The sequence below is a fragment of the Loktanella salsilacus genome (assembly GCF_024206795.1).
Lineage (GTDB): Bacteria > Pseudomonadota > Alphaproteobacteria > Rhodobacterales > Rhodobacteraceae > Loktanella > Loktanella salsilacus.
Genome location: NZ_CP072994.1, coordinates 614,276 through 634,233 on the forward strand (window position 1 = coordinate 614,276; position 19,958 = coordinate 634,233).

The window sequence follows — 19,958 nt, forward strand, 5'->3', positions numbered from 1 at the left end:
GCCCCGCTAACATGCAGTGTGCGGCTCGTGCAACTGCGCGTAGAGATCAGCTTGTAGATGGAAAATTAGAACACCAGTTAATGACCGCTTTCGGGAAGATACATCGCAGCGTCCCAAGTGCCGCCCAAGGTCCGCAATGGGCCGGAAGCGACAAGCAACATGAAGGGCGGAAAGCCGCCGTTCGCCGCACCCGCAAACTAAAATGGGCAATCTAGAGAAAACGGACGCTCAGGGCCGCGCCACAATACTTTTCGGGGTGCATACGCAGCGAAGGTCGGCAGTGAGCCCGAAGTACCCCATGGTGCACATAGGTAGAATTGATGCGATGCACGCAGAGCTAAAATCGAATCTTTCTTCAGTTCTAACCCAGCGTTTGCTGGTTGGCTCGAATCCACGCATCAGCTTTAGCCGCGCGGGCGTCCATAAACGTCGCAGCATTGGTATTCGGATCAATCAATCCCTCGCAAAATGCCGCGTTCAGCACAGAGAACATAGCGGTTTTAGACAGTCGTGTGAGGGTTGTGTGCTCCCGGCGATTTCCGCCACGGCGTGCCAGTTTAAGTTTCCGTTCGGCACCATCCGGTTGTCTCTGCCTGCCTATCCGCGCTCTTGCTTTGGAAAGTCCCGTTCGACAACAGCTCACACCTAATCGTTCAGGCCAAATCCAGCCCATCACCCCCCCTTCCAACGTTTAATCATAGAGCTAGCCGCACATATAGCTCGCTGCGATTGGGTTCGCGGACTTAACACGTGGTCGAGATTTCGGCCTCAGCAACTAAAGTTCTGTCAGTTTGGTCCAACTCCGGCCATAATCGGCACCTACATGACGATTAGGGCATTGATTATACAGCTGAGTGGAGACTGATATTCTTCGGGATCAAGTTATAGAGTGTGGCAAAAGCGATCATGAAATGAAAATTTTGATTGTAGATGATGATGTTTTCATCATTGAGCTTCTCGGGATGGCTCTCGAAGCTATGGGGTTCGCAAATTTTGAGGCCGCGAACAACGCGCACGAGGCGCTGGCCATGGTCAAAAGAGCTAATGATCCATACGAATGTTTTCTGATCGATATCCAAATGCCGGGTATGGACGGAATGGAGTTGTGCAGGGAGCTTCGACAGGATCAGGCATACAAGCGCGCGCCGATCATAATGCTGACCGCAATGTCTGATCGGGAGTACATCCAGAAGTCTTTTTCGGCCGGTGCGAACGATTACATCGTGAAGCCTTTTCAGTTCAATGACCTGATGGCTAGGATCGAGACGGCAGCGCGTCTGAGCCGCCAAATTACATCCACTGATCGGCTTGTGCGTCAGATCGCTTCGGCATGTCAGGGCCAGGGCATTCTATCGGGGCTAAAGTTTGAGGATGCTGTCAGCTTCGAAGGCACGACGGGCTACCTTGAGCAGCCTGCGTTCAGAAATTACATCGACCGGATGGAGCGCAGCCAATTCCGCCTTGGCGGGGTCGCCTCGGTCAAGTTCCAGAACCCTCTCCAACTTTTCGAAAATTCGACCCCACAGGAATTTTTGGGGCTACTTTCAGACATAAGCGAAGCGCTTTCTGTCGCGTTGAGACAGGAACAATGTCACTTCACTTATGGTGGGTACGGATGCTTCCTCGTCATGAAAGTTGCTACTGAAAAGTCCAATTTCCAGACTGAGCTTGAGTTTTTGGTAAGGAAAGAGCTCTCGCGCATAGACTTGCGCCATCCGGCAAGCGACCTGAGTCCAATAGAGATGTCTGTTGGCCGCGTTTTTCTTAAGACGTCCGGCGATTTTGACAGCATCGACGAAACCCTGCTACGTGCGCGCGAGCGGACACAAATCAAATGCGCATAGGGGCAATTCTGTCTGTTGATTTATGTGGGAATTTGACCCAGCCTTTCGAAACGTCGTGAGCCATCAGCTGTCATCAATTCCGTCGACGTTGAATGAGCTTTTCATAAGCCAGACGGGTCAGCGCTATACCGCCACTACTTCAAAACCCGAAAGTTTTCGTAGGTTATGACGCGGAAGTTGTCTGAGACCTTGTCGCGGAACTTCGTCCATTCCTGCGGGATGGTTTCACGCATGAATGCAAGGATGGCGTCGGCGAACTGCTTTTGACTTGGGTAGTAGCGATTGTGGGTAACGTATTGATGCAAGACGGCCCAAAGCCGCTCAATGGGATTGAGATGAGGGCAGTAAGGCGGCAGCTGGATCAGATGGATACGGCAAGCTGCCCTGGCGAGGAAGGCTCTGACATCGGGCCCTTTGTGGTAGGCCGCGTTGTCCCAGATGACATGAATGATGCGCTTGTCAGGGTTGCGCACTTCGATCTTGGTCAGAAGCTGTGCTGCACTGACGCCATCAACGGTTGTGGGCTCGACAAAGGGTGCATCGAAGGTTTCAAGGTTCACAGCCCCATGAATATTCACACGACCGCGCCCTGCCGTGCTGAGAACCGCTGGATTTGATCCTACCTTCACCCAGCCAAACGCAGGCTTGGTCTGGTATTCCGGATGCACCGCATCGGCGAAGTAGACGGCTTCATCCGCTGGTAACTCACGCATCAGGCGGTCGTAGAATGCGATGAAAGCGGCCTGTTTTTCCACGGATGCCACGCGCGGCAGGGGCTTGGGCTTGCGGTATTCAAAGCCCAGTCGGGCCAGAAGTTTAATGCAGCCAGAATGGGAATAGTTCAGACCGCACTCAGCTGCGACATGGGCCCTGATCTCGACCGTCGAGCGACAGAAGCGTGCTTCCAGCCAGGCGCATAAAGCAACCTCCTGTGCCTGTGTCTGTTGATTTCCGGGTCGAATTGACCCATTTTTTGATTCCGCGTTGACCCCTCTGGCTTATGATAACCTGATGGGAAATCAGCGGAATTAATGACAGCTGGTGGGTCACGACGTTTCGGAAAACTGGGTCAATTTCTCGCACAATTCAACAGTCCTCGTCACGCTGGTCGCTTTCATCGCTCTCGGCGGTCTTCTCTACTTTTTCAGCAGTGCGGATGGCGGCTTCTGCCATCACCTTATGCGGCACCTTTTCGGAGGCGTCGTCTGCCGGCGCGTCTTTTTCATCGTCGGCTGATTTCTGCGCCTCAAGCTGAATGCCGAAGACGGACAGCGCTTCGGCCAAGGCGTCAACGTCGGCCTGCAGCACCAGCACATCGCCCGCCTTGATCCGGCGCAAGCCATGGGGCCCGGTCAGGCGGACTTCGTTTCGCACTAAGCCGATAATCTGTGCGCCGCTGTCTTCGATTTCGGCCTCGAAATCGCGCAGGGTCAGGCTGACGGCCTTGCCACCGTCAGGGACGCGGACCTCGGTCAGATAGGTGCCAGTGTCGAAACCTGTGCCAGCGGCAGATTTGCGGGCAGGTACCAGACGCCAACCGATCAACGCGACGAACAGAACGCCCAAGGTCGCAACCGCAATGCCAACGGGCGCAAAGTCGAACATCGCAAATTGCCCCAGCCCGGCCTCTTCGCGAAATCCGGAAACGATCAGGTTGGGGGGCGTGCCGACCAGCGTGGTCATGCCGCCCAAAATTGTCCCAAAGGCCAGCGGCATCAGGATTTGTCCGGGTGCCAGATTCAAACGAGCCGACAGTTGGACTGCGATGGGCATCAAAAGCGCCATCGCGCCCACGTTGTTCATAAAGCCCGACAGCGCGGCCCCCAGCCCGATCAACGCCAGCAGGGTTGTGATCCGTCCGGCATGGCGTGGCAGAATGCTGCGCGCCAACCAATCAACCGCGCCTATGCTGCGCAGCCCCTAACTTAGCACCAGGACGCAAGCCACCGTTATGACCGCCGGATGGCCAAAGCCTGCGAAGGCCACGCCTGATGTAACGAGCCCCGCGATCACGCAGGCCAAAAGAGCCGTGAGTGCGACCACGTCGTGGCGAAACCGTCCCCACAGGAACAGTCCCATCATAGCGACGAGGATTGCGAAGATCAGGATCTGCGGCGTGGTCAGGGACATAGCTTTCAAGCCGGGTCTTCGTGCAAGACGCGTTTCTTTATCGGGTGCTGATCCGGATGCGCCCCAGTGTCAGGACCACTTGGCTCAGCCCTCGGTCACAAGCGAAACTGAACGATCGCTTACGCCTCACCCCATTTCTGTCACTCTGACGAACCTTCCTTCTCGTCGGCTTTGTTGACGCGGGTTTTGCCGGCAGGGCGTTCGTTGGACCGCTTAAGTTCATCTTGCGTGCCAATGTCTCGCGGCAGACGGCCGCCGGACCGACCGGCCTGCGATATCGTGCCTTCGGCACCAAGGCCGTGGTCTGAGGTGTCGGGTTTTGGGGCTTTATCCTGGGTCATGGTTGTTCCTCTGCTTTGTAGTGTTACCGAATGAACGCACCCGCGTCCGGATAGGCCGTCGAGTTGGGTGCGTCAGAACAGGATCATTGAGAAAGATCCCCCGATCAGCGACAGAATGGTCCTGAACGCATATCTGACCGGATAGGGCACGGCAGCGATGGACCTACTGGATTTCTCCAAGATGGCGTTCAGGCTGAGTTTGGCACCGACTGCTCAGTCAACTTACCACAAGATTAGTGAGATGGTGCTGATCGAGATTAGCCTTGGCGAAGAGTCGCCACCCACCGACGCAGAAAATGGCGTCATGATACAATGGGTCCCGCCGCGTCATACCGGTTCTCGCAAGATTCGTCGCCTTGCGCCTCAGTTAGCCGCGGTCGAGGGCATCTCCACAAACAATTTAAGAAGGGCGGCATGATCCATATCAATGCTGCGACCGGCCCGCGTGATACCCTCAGAGCGTATTGAACACGATGCGCGACCGATGGCCTGCCCTTGGAAGATGCCGGGATCGCCGAACTCGTGCTGCGGCTCGACGCCGTGATTGCGCCGGAAGGGATTGTTGAGGGGCTCAGCCTGCGTGCCGCAATCATGCCAATGGTGCGGTGAACACCGTGAAATGAGGTTCGAGGTCCAAAATGTTTGGCGCGAGGGAAAAGCAAGCAGCCCATCGGAAACCGGCTACTCATCCGCCTCGTAGATTGTAATAAAGCAAGGAGTTGCGCATGGCTGCCTCATTTTCGATAACCCGCGTCACAGCGTTTTGGGGACGGCTCAACTCCAGCTTCTGGTTTGTGCCCGCAGCCATGGCATTGTCAGGTGTCGCTCTTTCGTTTGTGCTCATTGCGGTAGATACCCTACTCGATGTGACCCAGGGGGACAATCCGGGCGCTCTCTTTACGTTCGGACCTGAAGGGGCCCGGACGATGCTGTCGGTGATCGCAAGTTCCATGATCACGGTGGCCAGCCTGATCTTTTCGATCACGATGCTGTCGTTGCAGCTTGCCTCTTCGCAGTTTGGTCCGCGGACACTCGGCAACTTCATGCGGGACCGCAGCAACCAGATCGTGCTGGGTACGTTCATTGCGACTTTTTTATATTGCCTGTTCGTGCTGCGGTCGGTGCGCGGCACCGAAGGGTTCAGCTTCGTTCCGCATCTGGCGGTTGCGTTCGGAGTGCTGATGGCTGCGGCAAGTGTGGCTGTCCTTCTCTACTTCATTCATCACATCGCAACGTCGATCCGGGTCGAAACACTGCTGGAAAATCTCGCTGTCGAGGGTTGCGCCGCCGTCGAGCAGGTCTTTCCCGAGCGACTCGGCCATGGGCCGGCAGACGAAGCGGCCGGACAGACTCTTCCTTTCGATTTCGAGGCTGACAGCAGGCAAATCCCGGCCGATTCAGATGGCTACGTCCAGTATATCGGCGGTGATGTACTGATGCGGATCGCTACCAAGAATGATCTTGTCCTGTCGATCGCAGCGCGCCCCGGCGTGTTCGTCACCAAAGGCACGTGCGTGATTGCAGCCTATCCGGAGGCAAGGGTTTCGGATGAAATCGACGAGGATCTGCGCGGTGCGGTCGTCATCGGACGGGATCGGACACCCTATCAGGATTTGGAGTTCGCGATCCGCCGCATCGTAGAATTGGCGCAACGCTCCCTGTCGCCCGGAATCAACGACCCCACCACCGCGCTTTATTGTATCGACCGGCTGGGACAAGTTCTTGGCCGAGTGGCCGACCGGGACATTCCCTCGCCAATGCGGCTCGACGAGGGCGGCCAGTTGCGCGTCTTGACCGAAGTCTTTGATCTTGGGGAAGTCACCTGCCGGGCCTTCGCGGCGATTGCACGATACGGGATGACCGATGCGGATGTCGTCACCCGGCTTGCTGAAACCCTCGCGAAATTGGAAAAGTCCTTTCCGCTGGCCGCGAGTGCCGCCGTTGCCGAGTTGCGTGAACAGGTTTTGCGCGAAAGCGGGGGGCCGACAGTTCATGCCTTTGACCGCAAAATTATTTTGGATTTACAGGAGAATAGCGAGAAGATACCCTGAGTCCGGGCGCGTTCCTGCGCCCTTGCGACGCGGAGACGCACCCGGCCGTGGCCTATGCCGAAGCCCGCGTCTTGTATGTCCGGTTCAGCCGCATTTGCGGCACCAGCCTTGCGTCAAACCCCAGAAATCAGCGATGTGGCGGGTGGAAGATATGCCGACCTCTAGCATGTATTTGCCTTCTTCCCCCAATCCCTCAACGCCATCTGCGCTGATCGGCGTGCCGTGGCCCATGGACGTGATGATAAATTCCTCGATCACCACGCGCCCGTCCGCGTCGCACCAGACCTTGCGCGGAAAGCCGTCAACGGTCTCAACACGGGTCGGCTTGTCTGCGACTTTGTGAATTTGCTGCCACTGGGCGACGATGGACGCGGCGTTGGAACTGGCGACGGTCGTATCGCTATCGCCTTGCCAGACCGAGATCGTCGGCCAAGGCCCGGCAAAGTCCGTCGCGCCTTGGACAAGCGCATCTAGGCGGCTGTCCGATGGGCTTCCGAAACCATTCATGCGCATGACCGCCTCCATCATGTTGGTCGCGCTGCCAAAGGCGATCCCTGCGATGATTGCCCCTCCGGCGAAGACCTCTGGATAGGTTGCTAGCATCACCGATGTCATGGCACCGCCCGACGACATCCCCGTGATAAAGACACGCGACGGGTCGACTGCATGATCATCGACGACTTGGCCGATCATTTGACGAATAGACAAAGGCTCGCCTTCGCCGCGCTGGCTGTCGCCTGTCTCGAACCAGTTAAAGCTGCCGATCATGTTGTTGGTCAGTCTTTGCCCCGGAAACAGCAGCGCGATCCCGCACTCCTCGGCGAGCGTGGACCAGCCGGATCCGATATCGTAGTCATCTGGTGACTGGGTGCTGCCATGCAGCACCACCACAAGCGGTCCGTTTTTCGGGAAGTTCTTTGGCACGTAGATGTCGGCACTTAGCGAACCTGGGTCCGTCCCGAAGTTTGCAAGGACGGAAAGGCGATCGCTGGTATTGGAAAATATTGACATAGAAACCTCTTTGAATGGGCGGGGGTGGGCGGCCTGCGCGGGGCGCATTTGGCCAGATTTTGCGGGCCGGGCGCTGTGTGAAGGATGGCATTTCATGACGGGCGCCAAATTGCTTTGGCACCCGAACGTGGTGATTTCCCTCTGATGCGCAGGCCAATTGTGTGGATTGTCCTGCGCAGCTTGCCCGTTTCCTAAGTCTTGCGCACCGATGTAGGTTAGCGTGGGCACTTATAATCGAAATGAGCCTGACCTTAGCGCGGCGCATCCGTAGGACGGACCGCTTTTGCCGTCCAAAGGTATGGCCTGATCACAAAGCGCTTCGGCTTCAGGCGCTTTGTTTTGGCCACAGCCACCAAGATTTCACAAACATGAAGCGTCTTATGGGTGTTTTCACGACAAGCAGCAGGATGCCGATTGATAGCAGGCACCAGATCGCGGCGACCTCGTTAGGGTCGTTGGTCAGCAGAACGGCCAACTGTGGTCCGATTAGGAAGTGATAGATCGTGATGCGCCATGACCCGTAAAGAAGCGGCATTGCAAACGCTGCGATGAAATAAGTGGGATAAGCGGTCAAAAAAGAGGCCCAGGAATCAACCGTTATAAAGTTCAGCATGCCGTTCGTCGGCACCTCCCAAGCGATATGCCAATTGCCCGACACTGAACAAAGGCGCTCTGCGCACAGCACCTCACCCAGTGGACATGATCCTGCCCATGCGAACGGATAAAGCTGCAAAAGCATGACGATGGCCGATGCAAAACAGACCGTATAAACCGGCCACTGAATCTTGACCCGCACAGCATCTGGAATGAAATACATCGACAGCATGTTGATGAAAAAGGGCTGAAATACGATGTGCAAATAGCTAAGCAGGGTGGCGACCTGATTTGAAGGCAGTGCGCATTGGTCAATCACCGAATAAGTGAAGGCCTGCAAAAGCTCCATTGACGAGAAATAGCCAAGAGCCATCCACAATGGCGCCGGTTCTTTCTTGTATGCGGCGTAGACGGTGGTTGAAATACCAACGATTGCCAGCGCCGCCGAGGCTTCACCGCTCCAGCACATAAGACATCTCCTTCGACTTCCAGAATAATGCGACTGTCATCTGCCGCCCGTTGCACGCGGATTGCCCGGTTTTGCGGCGTCCTGCGGGGCCGTCGCTTTGTCGTCCCCGGCCGCCGTGTCGGCGCGCGTTTGCGCCTCGAGTTCGGCATTCAATTCCGCCCCCATCAGGACGATGTAGGCTGAAATCCAGAACCACATCAGCAGCACGACAACGCCGGCCAAAGTCCCAAAGCTTTGGTTATAGTAACTGAAATTGCTGACGAAGAACGCAAAGCTGGCCGACGCCGCGATCCAGACAAGGCATCCTGCGACTGCGCCGACCGACGTCCATTTCCACTCTGGCGTCTCGCGTGACGGTGCAAAGCGATAAAGCACGCAAAGCCCGGCAATGGTCAGTGCGATCAATCCGGCCCAAAAGGCCGCCGTCAATAGGATCGCGACGGCCCGTCCCATATCCACGAAGGCCAGAATGACGGGCAGGGCCAGCGTCGCGCCAAGCCCGCAGACAAGCCCGGCAATCAACAGCAGCGTTAAAGCGGACGTGACCAACAAACGCGCGGTGAACCCGCGCGTTTCCTGTTCGTCATAAGCGATATTGAGGCCTTGCATCAGGCTGGCCATGCCCTTGGATGCGGAATAAAATGCAATCAGCAGTCCAAGGATGGCAGCAAAGCCCAAGCTGCCTTGGCGGGAATTCGCAACAGCCGTGGCCTGTCTGGTCACGATTGCGATCACGTCCTCGGGGACAAGCCCCGAAAGGCTGCTAAGTTGCGCGAGGATGCGGCTTGGCTCTATCAACAGGCCGCTGATGGCGATGGCAGCGGTGATGGCCGGAAAGAGGGCCAGCAAGCCATAGAACGCCACCCCGGCAGCAAGCAGCCCGACGCGGTCCTTTGCGATTTCATCCTTGACGCGAAATGCCACGTCCTTCCAGCCCACAACCGGTATGTCTGCCGGAGTTGCGGCATCGCGGCGGCGTGTCATAGGCGATCCTCACTTCAGAAAAATATCGCGACTGCACACGCCCCTCTCGTATGACCTTCACGCTGTCGTATTCCGTCGCTTCTTGTGATGGACAAGCAAAGCCCCGGCAAACCCTCGTCATTTGACGAGGGAAGCATTCCAAATGCCGCCATTCTGTCCTGAACGGTAAGTAGCTCGTTCAATCAGTATACTGATCCCTATCAGGTCACCAGAAACGATAATTCTGGCTAACCTGATTGGGACGCCAAAGGCCCGGCAACGGGCGCATTAAACGAGCACACCCAATAGCCAGAGCACGATGAAGATAACGATCACAAGGCCGAGGACGCCACCGAGGCCACGCGTTCCATAGCGGTTGTAACCGTAGTAACCGCCGCCGCCGCCGAACACCAACAGCAGGACAATGATAATCAGAATTGTACTCATGGGAGATAACTTTCTATTTGCCGATGGGTTAAGAGTGAAGCACCTGTAACCTCGATGGCAATCGAGGTCCGTGGGTTCATCCCCAAGTCAATCATTCGGGGCTGCTTCGCCGCGTATCTGCGCTCAGCGCAGGCCAAAAAAGCCCAGGATGACCAAGACGACGACCACGAGGCCGATGATATACACGATCCGGTTCATTGCATTCCTATCTGCTCAGGGAGTGGCCCAAGGCCACCGATATCGCCAAGCATAAGCCATCACAATTCCGGGCGAACTGACATGGATCAATGCGCGGCGTGCCGCAGCACGCATTATGTGCCGGAGACATCGGTTTTGATCGCAAGGCCACGACATGAGGCTACCGAAGAAACGTTTGCTGTGTGCAGGTTCCTAACCCGCCGAGCGCGGCGAACACTACGCGCAAGGCGGGCGGCGCCAGTTGGGGCGCCAAACTCAGTCATATGAAAGGAAAATATCAAATGTTAATAGAGGCTTCGACTCTCAAGGGTTTCAAGATCGCCGCGACCGACGGCAGCATCGGCACCGTGACGGATTTCCTGTTCGATGACGAAAGCTGGACACTCCGCTGGATCGTCGTCGATACTGGAACTTGGCTGTCTGGGCGCAAGGTGCTGCTGCCGGTTTCAGTTCTGGGTCACCCGGATACGTCTGCCCGCAGTTTTCCAGTCCGCCTGACAATGGCCAGGGTCAAAGACAGCCCGGCCATCGACACGCATAAACCCGTGTCGCGGCAGCACGAAGAACGCATGTATAGCTACTACAACATGAGTCCCTATTGGGGAAACGGCTTCTACATGAGCGGTTATGGCGGCTGGACCGCGGACATGTCAGACGTGCATTACGTTGATTCACGACGGCGTCAGGACGCGCTTGACGCCAAGCGGCATCAGGGCGATGAACCCCATCTGCGCAGCATCGATGCCGTGACCGGCTATAACCTGCAGGCCACCGATGGCTCCATCGGTCATGTCGAGGGCTTTTTGATCGACGATACCGACTGGACGATCCATTTCCTGACCGTGGATACAAAGAACTGGTGGCCGGGCAAACATGTCCTGATTTCGCCGCGCTCAGCAAAGAACATCCAGTGGGCGGAGAATTTGGTCAATCTGGATGTCGATAGGAAAACTGTCATGGACAGCCCAACCTATGACCCTTCCGTTCCGGTGGATGCGGCGTTCGAGGCGCGGATGGCGCGTCACTACATCCCTGAGGCCACGCATGGAGCCGCAAGTTAAGAGGGCTGTGGGATGGGATCATGATGCTGACTTCCGTTGAGGGCCAGACCGGCTTGCCGCGCTACTTCGCGCAGGTGTTCGACGTGGCGCAGTCATTGGAAAACGGGCGGCTCGATCTGGTGCTGGACGATGGCCGCGCCTTTCGCGCCGAAGGCCGCCACCCGGGTCCGGTGACCGGCCCGATGGTGTGCGCCATCCTTGCCGCGATCCAACGCCTGCGAGCGCCGCCGTCATGCGCGTGACCGCAAACCAGACCCAAACCGGACGAAAGCAGCAGGACAGGTCTGTCCGTCGCGCTGAAAAACGGGGTAGCCAGGCTAGGATGATGCGGATTCGCAGCTTGATCCGCACAGTTCCAGCTGCCTCCGCAGCGATGTGAGCCTCAATGACCCCAAAATCCCTGATCTACGCGCCTGATCAGGCGACCTTGACGCCGAACGGCATTCTACTTGGGGAATGTCGGACAGTGAGGTGCTCCCCATTCCCTGGACAGGATCTGGCGTTTTTCAAGCTCTGATCTGCTCCTGCTGATCGGGTTGCGTTGCATCGAATCTCAGTGAGTAGACCACCGCTGGCGGTCGGCCGCCAAGAGCCTTGTGTGGGCGGCGGTGATTGTAGAACTCCATCCATTTCCGGACACCCGCGCGAGCCTGAGAGCCGGTCTCCCAAGCATGCAGATAGACGCACTCGTATTTCAGGGTGCGCCACAGGCGTTCAATGAAGATGTTGTCCAAGTAACGACCCTTGCCGTCCATTGAGATGCGGACGCCTGACCGGCGCAAGCGATCTGTCCAGACAAACGACGTGAACTGAGATCCTTGATCGCTATTCATGATGTCCGGCGATCCGAACCGATGGATTGCCTCGTTCAGCGCCTCGACGCAGAAGTCGGCGTCCAGCGTGTTCGATATCCGCCACGACAGAACCATGCGAGTATGCCAGTCCATGATCGCCACCAGATAAAGGAACCCGCGAGGCATCGGCAGGTATGTAATGTCCACACACCAGACCTGGTTTGGCCGGTCCACTCGCAGCCCTCGCAGCAGATAGGGGTAGGTCTTATGCCCCTTCGCTGGCTTGCTGGTGTTGGGCTTCTGATAGATCGGCATCAACCCCATCAGGCGCATAAGCCGACGGATGCGCTTTTCGTTTACCTCGTGGCCTTTGTTGCGCAGGTGACAGGTCATCTGACGGACGCCGAAGAAGGGCGTCTCCAAAAACTGAACATCGATCAATTGCATCAGCGCAAGGTTCTGCTCCGTCTCACCCTGCGGCGTGTAGTAAAACTACGACCGAGGGATCGACAGCAGTGCGCACTGCTCACCAACCGACAGGTCCGGATGATCGCGCAGGGTCATCCCGCGCCTCTCTTCCCGCCCCAGGGTTTGAGCTTTCTTTCCAAAAAAGAGTTGGCCACCGCCAGCTCTCCGATCTTGGCATGCAGGTCCCTGACCTGGTCTTCATCGATGACCGGGACCTTACGGCTACCGCGTTCAAACACATCGGACGCGCCATCTAGCAGCGCACGTTTCCATTGATTGATCATCGTCGGATGCACGCAGAACCTGCTCGCCAGCTCAGACACGGTCTCCTCGCCTTTTAGCGCTTCAAGCGCCACCTTCGCTTTGAAATCAGGGGCATGTTGCTTTCGTTTCGACATCTTCGATCTCCTTCGTGGTGAAGATCAGCAGACAGCAAATCGGAGCTTACGTCAGTGTCCAGTTTTCGGGGACCACCTCAATTATCGACGCGCCGTCATCGACCAAGAACAAGTCCAAGGCGCGAGATCCCGAAATGTCGTCCACGAAGAAGGGCAATGACTGGTTCTTCGGTATGAAAGCCCACATTGGCGTCGACGCCGAGAGCGGCGTGACACATAGCCTTGAGACCTCGACGGCCAAGCTGCACGACAGCCAGGTCTGGGATGCGCTGCTGCATGGCAATGAGACCTCTGTCTGGGCTGACAAAGGATATGTCAGTGCCGAGCGCGCGGGCGTGTTCAGTGGCCCTGGCCAGTTCTGGGGCGTCATGCGCAAGGCCCCAAAGGGCGGCAACCTGCATCCGCTTGAGGAAAGCGCAAACCGCATCATCGCCAAGGTGCGGGCCAAGGTTGAGCATCCCTTCCGTGTCATTAAATGCCAGTTTGGCCATGTGAAGACCCGTTACCGCGGCCTCGCCAAGAACCGGGCCCAACTCTTTACGCTGTTCGCCCTCGGCAACCTGTTTTAGGTTCGACGAAAGCTGATGGCATGAGGACAAGTCCGCCTGGAAACAGGTGACAGGCCGCAACAGCGGCACAAAACGCATGACCACGGCTGCTTTTGGCTCCGAAATCCGCCCCCGCAAAGCTCAGGCGGTAATTGCGGCGCAGCCGACAGCGTTGATCAGATGTTCCTATACTATTTCGTCGGCCCACTATTCTAAAGGATACATTGCCAGCGCCACGTCCTGAGATTAGCGTAAAATTCATTGCGAGGAAGTTATGTTTCGGCGATTCTTTGCTGGACATTCGAAGCGACCGGCCATCTGCATAGAATATTTATAATGGGCTATGACGCAAAATAGTGATAGGGGTAACATGGCACTTATTGAATTGAACCCGAACGTCGGCATGTTCGACCGCGGCGTGCGATTAGTGTCAGGAATTTGCCTAATGTTCGTGGCAGCACCAGGTGTCGACCTACTCGGTGAATCGATTTTCAAGTACGTAATCTTCCTTTTCGGAATCCTGAACATCGCCACAGCTTTTTCGGGATGGTGTTTGGTTTACCACTTGGTGGGGATTTCATCCCATGTCACCCCCGAAGACTCTGAGAAATGATATAGGAAAAGATGTGTTCGGAATTGGCAGATGCCAACCCTTCTTCGCCCGGCAATCTTGAATGCATGATCCGCAAGTCCGGACCGGTCCGGGTCAGGATTATCTTTTTCGTAACTTTAGCGCTTGTTCTTCTCAACGCTGGTCATGCCTACGATTCCGTCCGGTCAGCGGTCGCCAGTGCGCAGCGAGTGGAGATTTCAAACTATTTAGGCGAGCTTCAGATGATCGGGGACCATCTGGAAGCTAAATACGCGGGAATGATCGAAGCTACCCCGGGTGACAAAGCGCGTGCTGTCGAGGAGTTTCTGGAGTACCTCGGCGAGGAAAACCATCTCGACGATTTGCACATGTCTTCCCCATCCTTGTTGAGCGTCGGGGTTGGGGAGAAGAAGTTTGCCGTCTCCAGTAATATGCGCCAAGAACAAACCGCAGTCGTATCCAATTTCTTGGCGGAAAACGGAATTCAAAACACACTGCTGACGAACGATTTCGAATTGATGCTCGAACAGCTTGATCAATTCATTTACACCGACCTCGGTTCCGAGAGTTTTCTGGTAGCGCAAGCGCGGTTCATGGGCGGAAAAGGACAAGTAATTTTTGTCCAGAAATCCATCACGCGCCAAGTCGCGCTCTGGAGTACGGTTCGGAGTTCGATAGCGTTTGCCGTGGTAGTGTTTTGGCTTGGCGTTTGGTTCGCAATCTTAGTGGCAACGTTCGTCGGTCGCCGTATCGATCAGTCAAACTCCGTGATCGTCGAGGCTTTGCAGGCCCGTGACCGGATCAATTTTGAGCTGGAAGGCATCGTGTCCGATCGGACGAGTGAACTTGAGGCGGCCAAGGTGGCAGCCGAATCCGCCAACAGGTCAAAAGGTGATTTTCTTGCTAACATGAGCCACGAAATCCGTACGCCGATGAACGGTGTATTAGGTATGGCGGAACTGATGGCCAGAACCGACTTGGGGGAAGACCAGCGCCGACAACTTCAGACGATTATCAATTCCAGCCAGGCGCTTATGAGAATCCTTGATGACATATTGGATATTTCGAAGATCGAGGCTGGCCAACTGGAGATTGAACATACCCGGACGAAAGTCCGTGACCTAGCAGAGACCATTTCGATGGCCCTTGCGCCGGAAGCAGACAGGAGGAATGTTCGCCTCAGCATGATCGTTACTCCTGATGTTCCTGAAGAGTTGCTATCCGATCCCGTCCGACTGCGGCAAATCTTCTACAACCTTTTGAGCAACGCGATCAAATTCTCGGAAAGCGCCAACCTTGATAAACCAGGAAAGGTCCTTTTCAGGCTTGACCACCTCGATGGCGAGGTCTTGGAAGTTAAGGTTTGCGACAATGGAATCGGCATCAGCGCAGAACAATCTGAGAAATTGTTCCTACCTTTTTCACAAGCTGAAGCTTCGACGACACGGCGGTTTGGCGGAAGCGGTTTGGGGTTAAGCATAACCAAGAACATTGCCGAGCTTCTGGGTGGGCATATCAAGCTTGAATCAGAGTTTGGGAAGGGATCGACCTTTACGGTCAGTTTGCCCTGCAAGGAGCTGAAAACGAAGGGGCTTGAAGAGTCAAAGGAACCGGTCACCCTATATTTTCTGTCTGACGAAGAAATGAACCCGCAATTGGCAGACGTGAATGCAAAGGTGCCGGAATCGGACCCCATTCGTGAATTTCTGGATGAGGACAAATTACGCTCCGCCGTTCTTGAAACAGAGGAACGCGTCATCATTGTCCTCGGTTTGGGAATGATGTCAGATAATCTCGCTGCAAGAGAAAGACTGATCAAGGCAGCCGGTTGCGAAAGGTTTCTGCTTTTGACTTCAGATAGATCAGCAAAATTGGGGCTTCATCCGTCAGGGTACTACGTCGCCTCACGTTTTCCAGTTTTGCCTTCCGAACTAGAAAAAGCGACGGCCGCTCTTTTGCATCCAAAAGAGGAGCTGGCTACCGAGAAGAAATCACCTCCAATTGGGTGCTCAGCAAAATTTGAATCAGGTCGTAAGAACCTAAAAATCCTGTTGGTCGAAGACAACGAAATCAACGTCGCGGTACTAACAAGGCAGTTAGAAATACTAGGATTTGTGCCCGAGGTTGCCGGAAACGGTTTAGAGGGGCTTCAGAAGTGGAAAACTGGAGATTTTGATTTAGTGATGACGGACTGCCATATGCCTGAGATGGACGGTCTCGAAATGACCCGGTGGATTCGCGAAACGGAAAAAGCCGAAAGGCGTACGCCTACTAGGATCATCGCGATTACTGCCAATGCGATGCAGGGTGAAGCCGAAAGGTGCCGTGCCGCAGGAGTGGATGGCTACCTATCGAAGCCGACCAGGCTTAATGAATTGCAAGAAGCTCTGAGCGTCACCGGGTCAGGCCGCGAGTGGAAGAAGAGCTCAGGGACACAAATTTGAATCTCTTAATTACTACCTAAGGAACATCTGAAAAACCTCCCGCTATCAGCGTTATGTGGTAATCTTGGGCATCCCCAGCGAGGAGCCTTTAAGATGCCAAAGCAACCTGCCTTTCCGGTCCTGCGCGATGCGATGAAGAAGAAGCAAACGCGGCGCGAGGTGTTCCTGTCCGAGATGGAGGCCGTGGTGCCTTGGGGTCGGTTGCTGGGGTTGATCACACCACATTACCCGAAAACCGGACCGAAGGGCGGTCGCCCACCGATGCCAATTAAGACCATGCTGCGCGTCTACTTCCTCCAGAACTGGTATGCCCTGAGCGATCCAATGGCTGAGGAGACGCTCTATGACAGCGAGGCTATGCGCCGTTTCGCCGGGATCGAGTTGAGCGACGACCGCATTCCTGATGAGATCACCATCCTTAACTTCCGCCACCTGCTGGAGCGGCACGGGCTGACCGAGGCGATCTTTGCGGAGGTGATGCGCATCTCACCGACAAGGGCATCACCCTACGCTCGGGAACACTGGTGGTTGCAACAATTATCGACGCGCCGTCATCGACCAAGAACAAGTCCAAGGCGCGAGATCCCGAAATGTCGTCCACGAAGAAGGGCAATGACTGGTTCTTCGGTATGAAAGCCAACATTGGCGTCGACGCCGAGAGCGGCGTGACACATAGCCTTGAGACCTCGACGGCCAAGCTGCACGACAGCCAGGTCTGGGATGCGCTGCTGCATGGCAATGAGACCTCGGGTAATCCTCCCCAAAACTAAGGGGATGCGGACGTAGAATTTTCTCAGCAAGATACCTGATGAGATTCTGATGAAGATGACGAGATTTAGCGAATCCCAGATCCTTGCGATCCTGCGTCAGGCTGAAGGCTGGACCTGTCGCGGTTTGATGCCGCTCCTGTGATAGCATTTACTGCAACAAAGGAGACGGACTATGGGACTGAAACGGACAGACGAATTCCGCCAAGATGCGGTGCGTATCGCGTTAACCAGTGGGCTGACACGCAAACAGGTGGCTGACGACCTTGGTGTCGGTATGTCGACACTGAACAAGTGAATCACGGCGGATCGAGACACGGATGTGGTGTCAAAAGAGGATATGAGCCTCGCTCAAGAGAATGGTAACCGCTCCATTGAGACCGCGGTCATGCAGCTTGAATGTTCTGCATGGCCATCGGCGTCCAATTCCACGGCAGTAGTTCATCCAGCCGGTTGATCTTGTGATCATGGATGCGTTCGAGGATGTCAGCGAGATACGCCTGCGGATCAAGGCCGTTCAGCTTTGCGGTTTCAATGATCGTCATGGCGCGGGCGAGTGTTTCCGCACCGGTGTCGGCCCCGGCGAAGAGCCAGTTTTTTCTTCCGATTCCAAAGGACGTCGTTAAGCACGTCTCTTAGCAAATCATCAGGAAATCAGGCAGGCGGTCCCAATGGAGTGGTTACGTTTGATTTGACAAATACTACGGAGTATATGCAGTAAACGCCGCATTATTTGAAGTGAAAGCGATTTTATGCTTACCGCCCCAATCCTTCAAGCTTTTAGGCATGTCCAGGTACCAATTTTGACCATCGATGTTCATGGCGGCATATCCCATAGCAATGCAGCGGCTGACAAACTGTTTGGCTATGATGAATCACTCATGGGGTTGGCTGTTTCTGAGCTCTTAGATGTTCAATCATTGGAAGCTCTTGACAGCTTCATTCACCCTCCGGAGGTTGATGCGAACATCAAGTTGATGATGGGAAAGACCAAGTCCGGCGGGGAGGTGCCATTGTCGATACATCTGACATCATGGACAGATGAGGGAGGGCTCCAATACGCGATGATTTTACGAAACCTCACCGAACTGATGATTGCTGAGAGGGCTTCAAGTGTTGAGCTACAGCGAGCAAACATAGCCATAAACTCAGCACGTATCGGTGTCTTCGAGTATTTCCCGATTGAGGGCCGCGTTGTTGTTTCCGAAATGTGGCGCGAACTCATGGAACTGTCAAAAGGTGATCCCGTCGACACCCAAGTTGAATGGCGTTCTCGGGTCCACCCGGACGATCTCTTTTTCGCCGAGGAAGCAGTCCGTGTTTGTGTCGAAGGTGAGCAAGAAAAGGCACAAAGTGAATACAGACTACTATCCAAGGATGGCTTCACCTGGCAGTGGATGCAGGTGAACGTCGCAGGTATCAACAGAAACTACTTGGGGGAGGTGACGTCACTGGTTGGCTCAATGAGCAATATATCGGCACGCAAGAATATAGAAGTTTCACTGCGCAGCAGCAACGAGCAGTTTCGATCAGCATTCGAGAATGCCCCGATCGGACACGCTATTTTCGGTATCGATGGTCAGTGGCGACGGGCCAACAAAGCCCTTTGCAACGCACTCGGTTTCACGCGAACAGAGATCTATAGCCGACCAGTCGAGAAACTAACCCATCCCGAGGACATGGGGAGGGCCTCCGAGCAGTTAGGCAAATTGATCGCTGGTGAGATCGATACTTACTCTGAAGACCGACGCTACATTCGAAAAGACGGATCAACGATGTGGGCCCAAGTTACCGTCAGTCTGGTCAGGGGTGCCGCAGGCAAGCCTGATCATATTATATCTCAAGTTGTGGATATGACCGAGCAGCACAAACTTGCAGCTATGAAAGGTGAGTTTATAGCGGTCATCAGCCACGAGCTGAGAACACCTTTGACATCCGTACTCGGCTCACTACGCCTGCTGACGGCAATGAAGAGCGAAAACCTCTCCGAGAAAGTGAAGCGGTTGCTTTTCATTGCTCAGCAAAATGGCGATCGGTTGTATTCGCTAATCAACGATCTTCTAGACTTCGAAAAGTTTTCGGCAAACCAACTGGAACTATCCCTAGGGTCCCATAATGTCTGGTCGCAGGTTAACGAAGCTATCGCGACGAATGCAGACGTCGCGTGCAGGTATGATGTGACGTTCAAGCTATATGAGTCATGCGAAGGCAATCTTGGCCACTTGGATCCCAAACGGTTCCAACAAGTGATGACAAATTTGCTTACGAATGCTGCGAAATTTTCTGACACAAAAAGCGAAGTTCGCTTGAAAATTGAGGAGGATAGTGATTTCATCAAGATCTCAGTTACCAACTTTGGACAAGGCATTCCCCTTTCGTTTCGTGATAAGATTTTCTCTGCATTCGCTCAAGCCTCTATGGCGGATACTCGTTCGCGTGGCGGCACGGGTCTTGGACTGGTTATCAGTAAGCAGATTGTTGAACAGTCCGGGGGCCGTATTGGTTTTACCAGCGACATCAATAAAGAGACGACCTTCTGGTTTACCGTGCCTCGGATCGAATAATTAACCCATATGATGCAAATTGAAGGCTATCTGTATTTGATCTGACGCTGGATAAGATGGTCCCGGCTGAGGCCTCGCGGGATGAGGGGTGATCAGAAAACCATCCAACGGATAGCTTTCCGCCCTTAACACGAAGCCCTTCTGAGCCTTTCCCGCCGCAGTCAATGCATCAATCATGTCCGCCACCGACGACGGCGAACCCTTGGTATGAGGTGGTCCCCGAAAACTGGACACTGACGTAAGCTCCGATTTGCTGTCTGCTGATCTTCACCAC

Annotated in this window: 15 protein-coding genes and 5 pseudogenes; 10 read left to right on the top strand and 10 right to left on the bottom strand. The window is 55.0% G+C overall.

The features are described from left to right. Positions 1-911 precede the first annotated feature (911 nt). The gene (locus tag KBW81_RS03125; protein WP_254248297.1) at positions 912-1,844 is read left to right on the top strand and encodes a response regulator; all 933 of its coding nucleotides are present in this window, start codon (positions 912-914) and stop codon (positions 1,842-1,844) included. 134 nt (positions 1,845-1,978) lie between these two features. Here the strand turns inward: KBW81_RS03125 and KBW81_RS03130 are convergent, their stop codons facing one another. From KBW81_RS03130 to KBW81_RS03145, 4 genes are all read right to left on the bottom strand, one after another. Then, positions 1,979-2,806, bottom strand: a complete 828-nt coding sequence (locus KBW81_RS03130; RefSeq protein ID WP_367305331.1) for an IS630 family transposase — start codon at positions 2,804-2,806, stop codon at positions 1,979-1,981. Between the two features lie 124 nt (positions 2,807-2,930). Beyond that, positions 2,931-3,734: an SLC13 family permease gene (locus KBW81_RS03135; protein WP_254248298.1), complete on the bottom strand. Its 804-nt coding sequence runs from the start codon at positions 3,732-3,734 to the stop codon at positions 2,931-2,933. A gap of 30 nt (positions 3,735-3,764) precedes the next feature. Beyond that, a complete protein-coding gene (locus KBW81_RS03140) occupies positions 3,765-3,983 on the bottom strand; it encodes a hypothetical protein (protein ID WP_254248299.1) in 219 nt (72 codons plus the stop codon). A gap of 131 nt (positions 3,984-4,114) precedes the next feature. Then, positions 4,115-4,315 carry a hypothetical protein gene (locus KBW81_RS03145; protein WP_254248300.1) on the bottom strand — a complete coding sequence of 67 codons (201 nt, stop codon included), beginning with the start codon at positions 4,313-4,315 and terminating at the stop codon, positions 4,115-4,117. Positions 4,316-5,040: 725 nt separating this feature from the next. On the opposite strand from KBW81_RS03145, the gene KBW81_RS03150 reads away from it, so the two are divergent. Beyond that, complete coding sequence (locus KBW81_RS03150) at positions 5,041-6,366, top strand: DUF2254 domain-containing protein (protein ID WP_254248301.1); 1,326 nt, start codon at positions 5,041-5,043, stop codon at positions 6,364-6,366. A gap of 84 nt (positions 6,367-6,450) precedes the next feature. Here the strand turns inward: KBW81_RS03150 and KBW81_RS03155 are convergent, their stop codons facing one another. From KBW81_RS03155 to KBW81_RS03170, 4 genes are all read right to left on the bottom strand, one after another. Then, positions 6,451-7,377 (bottom strand): extracellular catalytic domain type 1 short-chain-length polyhydroxyalkanoate depolymerase, encoded by a 927-nt coding sequence (locus tag KBW81_RS03155; RefSeq protein ID WP_254248302.1) that lies wholly within the window; start codon positions 7,375-7,377, stop codon positions 6,451-6,453. 325 nt (positions 7,378-7,702) lie between these two features. Next, positions 7,703-8,440: a DUF5765 domain-containing protein gene (locus KBW81_RS03160; RefSeq protein ID WP_254248303.1), complete on the bottom strand. Its 738-nt coding sequence runs from the start codon at positions 8,438-8,440 to the stop codon at positions 7,703-7,705. Between the two features lie 36 nt (positions 8,441-8,476). Next, positions 8,477-9,424, bottom strand: a complete 948-nt coding sequence (locus KBW81_RS03165; protein ID WP_254248304.1) for a YihY/virulence factor BrkB family protein — start codon at positions 9,422-9,424, stop codon at positions 8,477-8,479. Positions 9,425-9,691: 267 nt separating this feature from the next. Further along, positions 9,692-9,850, bottom strand: a complete 159-nt coding sequence (locus KBW81_RS03170; protein WP_254248305.1) for a DUF3309 family protein — start codon at positions 9,848-9,850, stop codon at positions 9,692-9,694. 479 nt (positions 9,851-10,329) lie between these two features. Between KBW81_RS03170 and KBW81_RS03175 the strand changes: the two genes are divergently transcribed. Next, positions 10,330-11,109, top strand: a complete 780-nt coding sequence (locus KBW81_RS03175; RefSeq protein ID WP_254248306.1) for a PRC-barrel domain-containing protein — start codon at positions 10,330-10,332, stop codon at positions 11,107-11,109. Between the two features lie 20 nt (positions 11,110-11,129). Next, on the top strand, positions 11,130-11,351 hold the full coding sequence (locus KBW81_RS03180) for a hypothetical protein (protein WP_411914376.1): 222 nt from the start codon (positions 11,130-11,132) through the stop codon (positions 11,349-11,351). Between the two features lie 264 nt (positions 11,352-11,615). Here the strand turns inward: KBW81_RS03180 and KBW81_RS03185 are convergent. Beyond that, a pseudogene (locus KBW81_RS03185) lies at positions 11,616-12,769 on the bottom strand (IS3 family transposase). Positions 12,770-12,846: 77 nt separating this feature from the next. Here KBW81_RS03185 and KBW81_RS03190 point away from each other — a divergent pair. From KBW81_RS03190 to KBW81_RS03210, 5 genes and pseudogenes are all read left to right on the top strand, one after another. After that, positions 12,847-13,338 (top strand): annotated as a pseudogene (locus KBW81_RS03190) (IS5 family transposase); the annotation flags it as partial. A 349-nt stretch (positions 13,339-13,687) separates the two neighbouring features. After that, complete coding sequence (locus KBW81_RS03195) at positions 13,688-13,930, top strand: YgaP family membrane protein (RefSeq protein ID WP_254248308.1); 243 nt, start codon at positions 13,688-13,690, stop codon at positions 13,928-13,930. Positions 13,931-13,953: 23 nt separating this feature from the next. Then, positions 13,954-16,353 carry a hybrid sensor histidine kinase/response regulator gene (locus KBW81_RS03200; protein ID WP_254248309.1) on the top strand — a complete coding sequence of 800 codons (2,400 nt, stop codon included), beginning with the start codon at positions 13,954-13,956 and terminating at the stop codon, positions 16,351-16,353. A gap of 132 nt (positions 16,354-16,485) precedes the next feature. Then, positions 16,486-17,096 (top strand): annotated as a pseudogene (locus tag KBW81_RS03205) (IS5 family transposase); the annotation flags it as partial. Positions 17,097-17,295: 199 nt separating this feature from the next. After that, positions 17,296-17,520 (top strand): annotated as a pseudogene (locus KBW81_RS03210) (transposase); the annotation flags it as partial. Here the strand turns inward: KBW81_RS03210 and KBW81_RS03215 are convergent. Next, a pseudogene (locus KBW81_RS03215) lies at positions 17,507-17,731 on the bottom strand (transposase domain-containing protein); the annotation flags it as partial. The pseudogenes KBW81_RS03210 and KBW81_RS03215 sit on opposite strands and share 14 nt — an antisense overlap. Before the next feature lie 192 nt (positions 17,732-17,923). On the opposite strand from KBW81_RS03215, the gene KBW81_RS03220 reads away from it, so the two are divergent. Continuing rightward, positions 17,924-19,684 (top strand): sensor histidine kinase, encoded by a 1,761-nt coding sequence (locus KBW81_RS03220; protein ID WP_254248310.1) that lies wholly within the window; start codon positions 17,924-17,926, stop codon positions 19,682-19,684. The last annotated feature ends 274 nt before the right edge of the window (positions 19,685-19,958 follow it).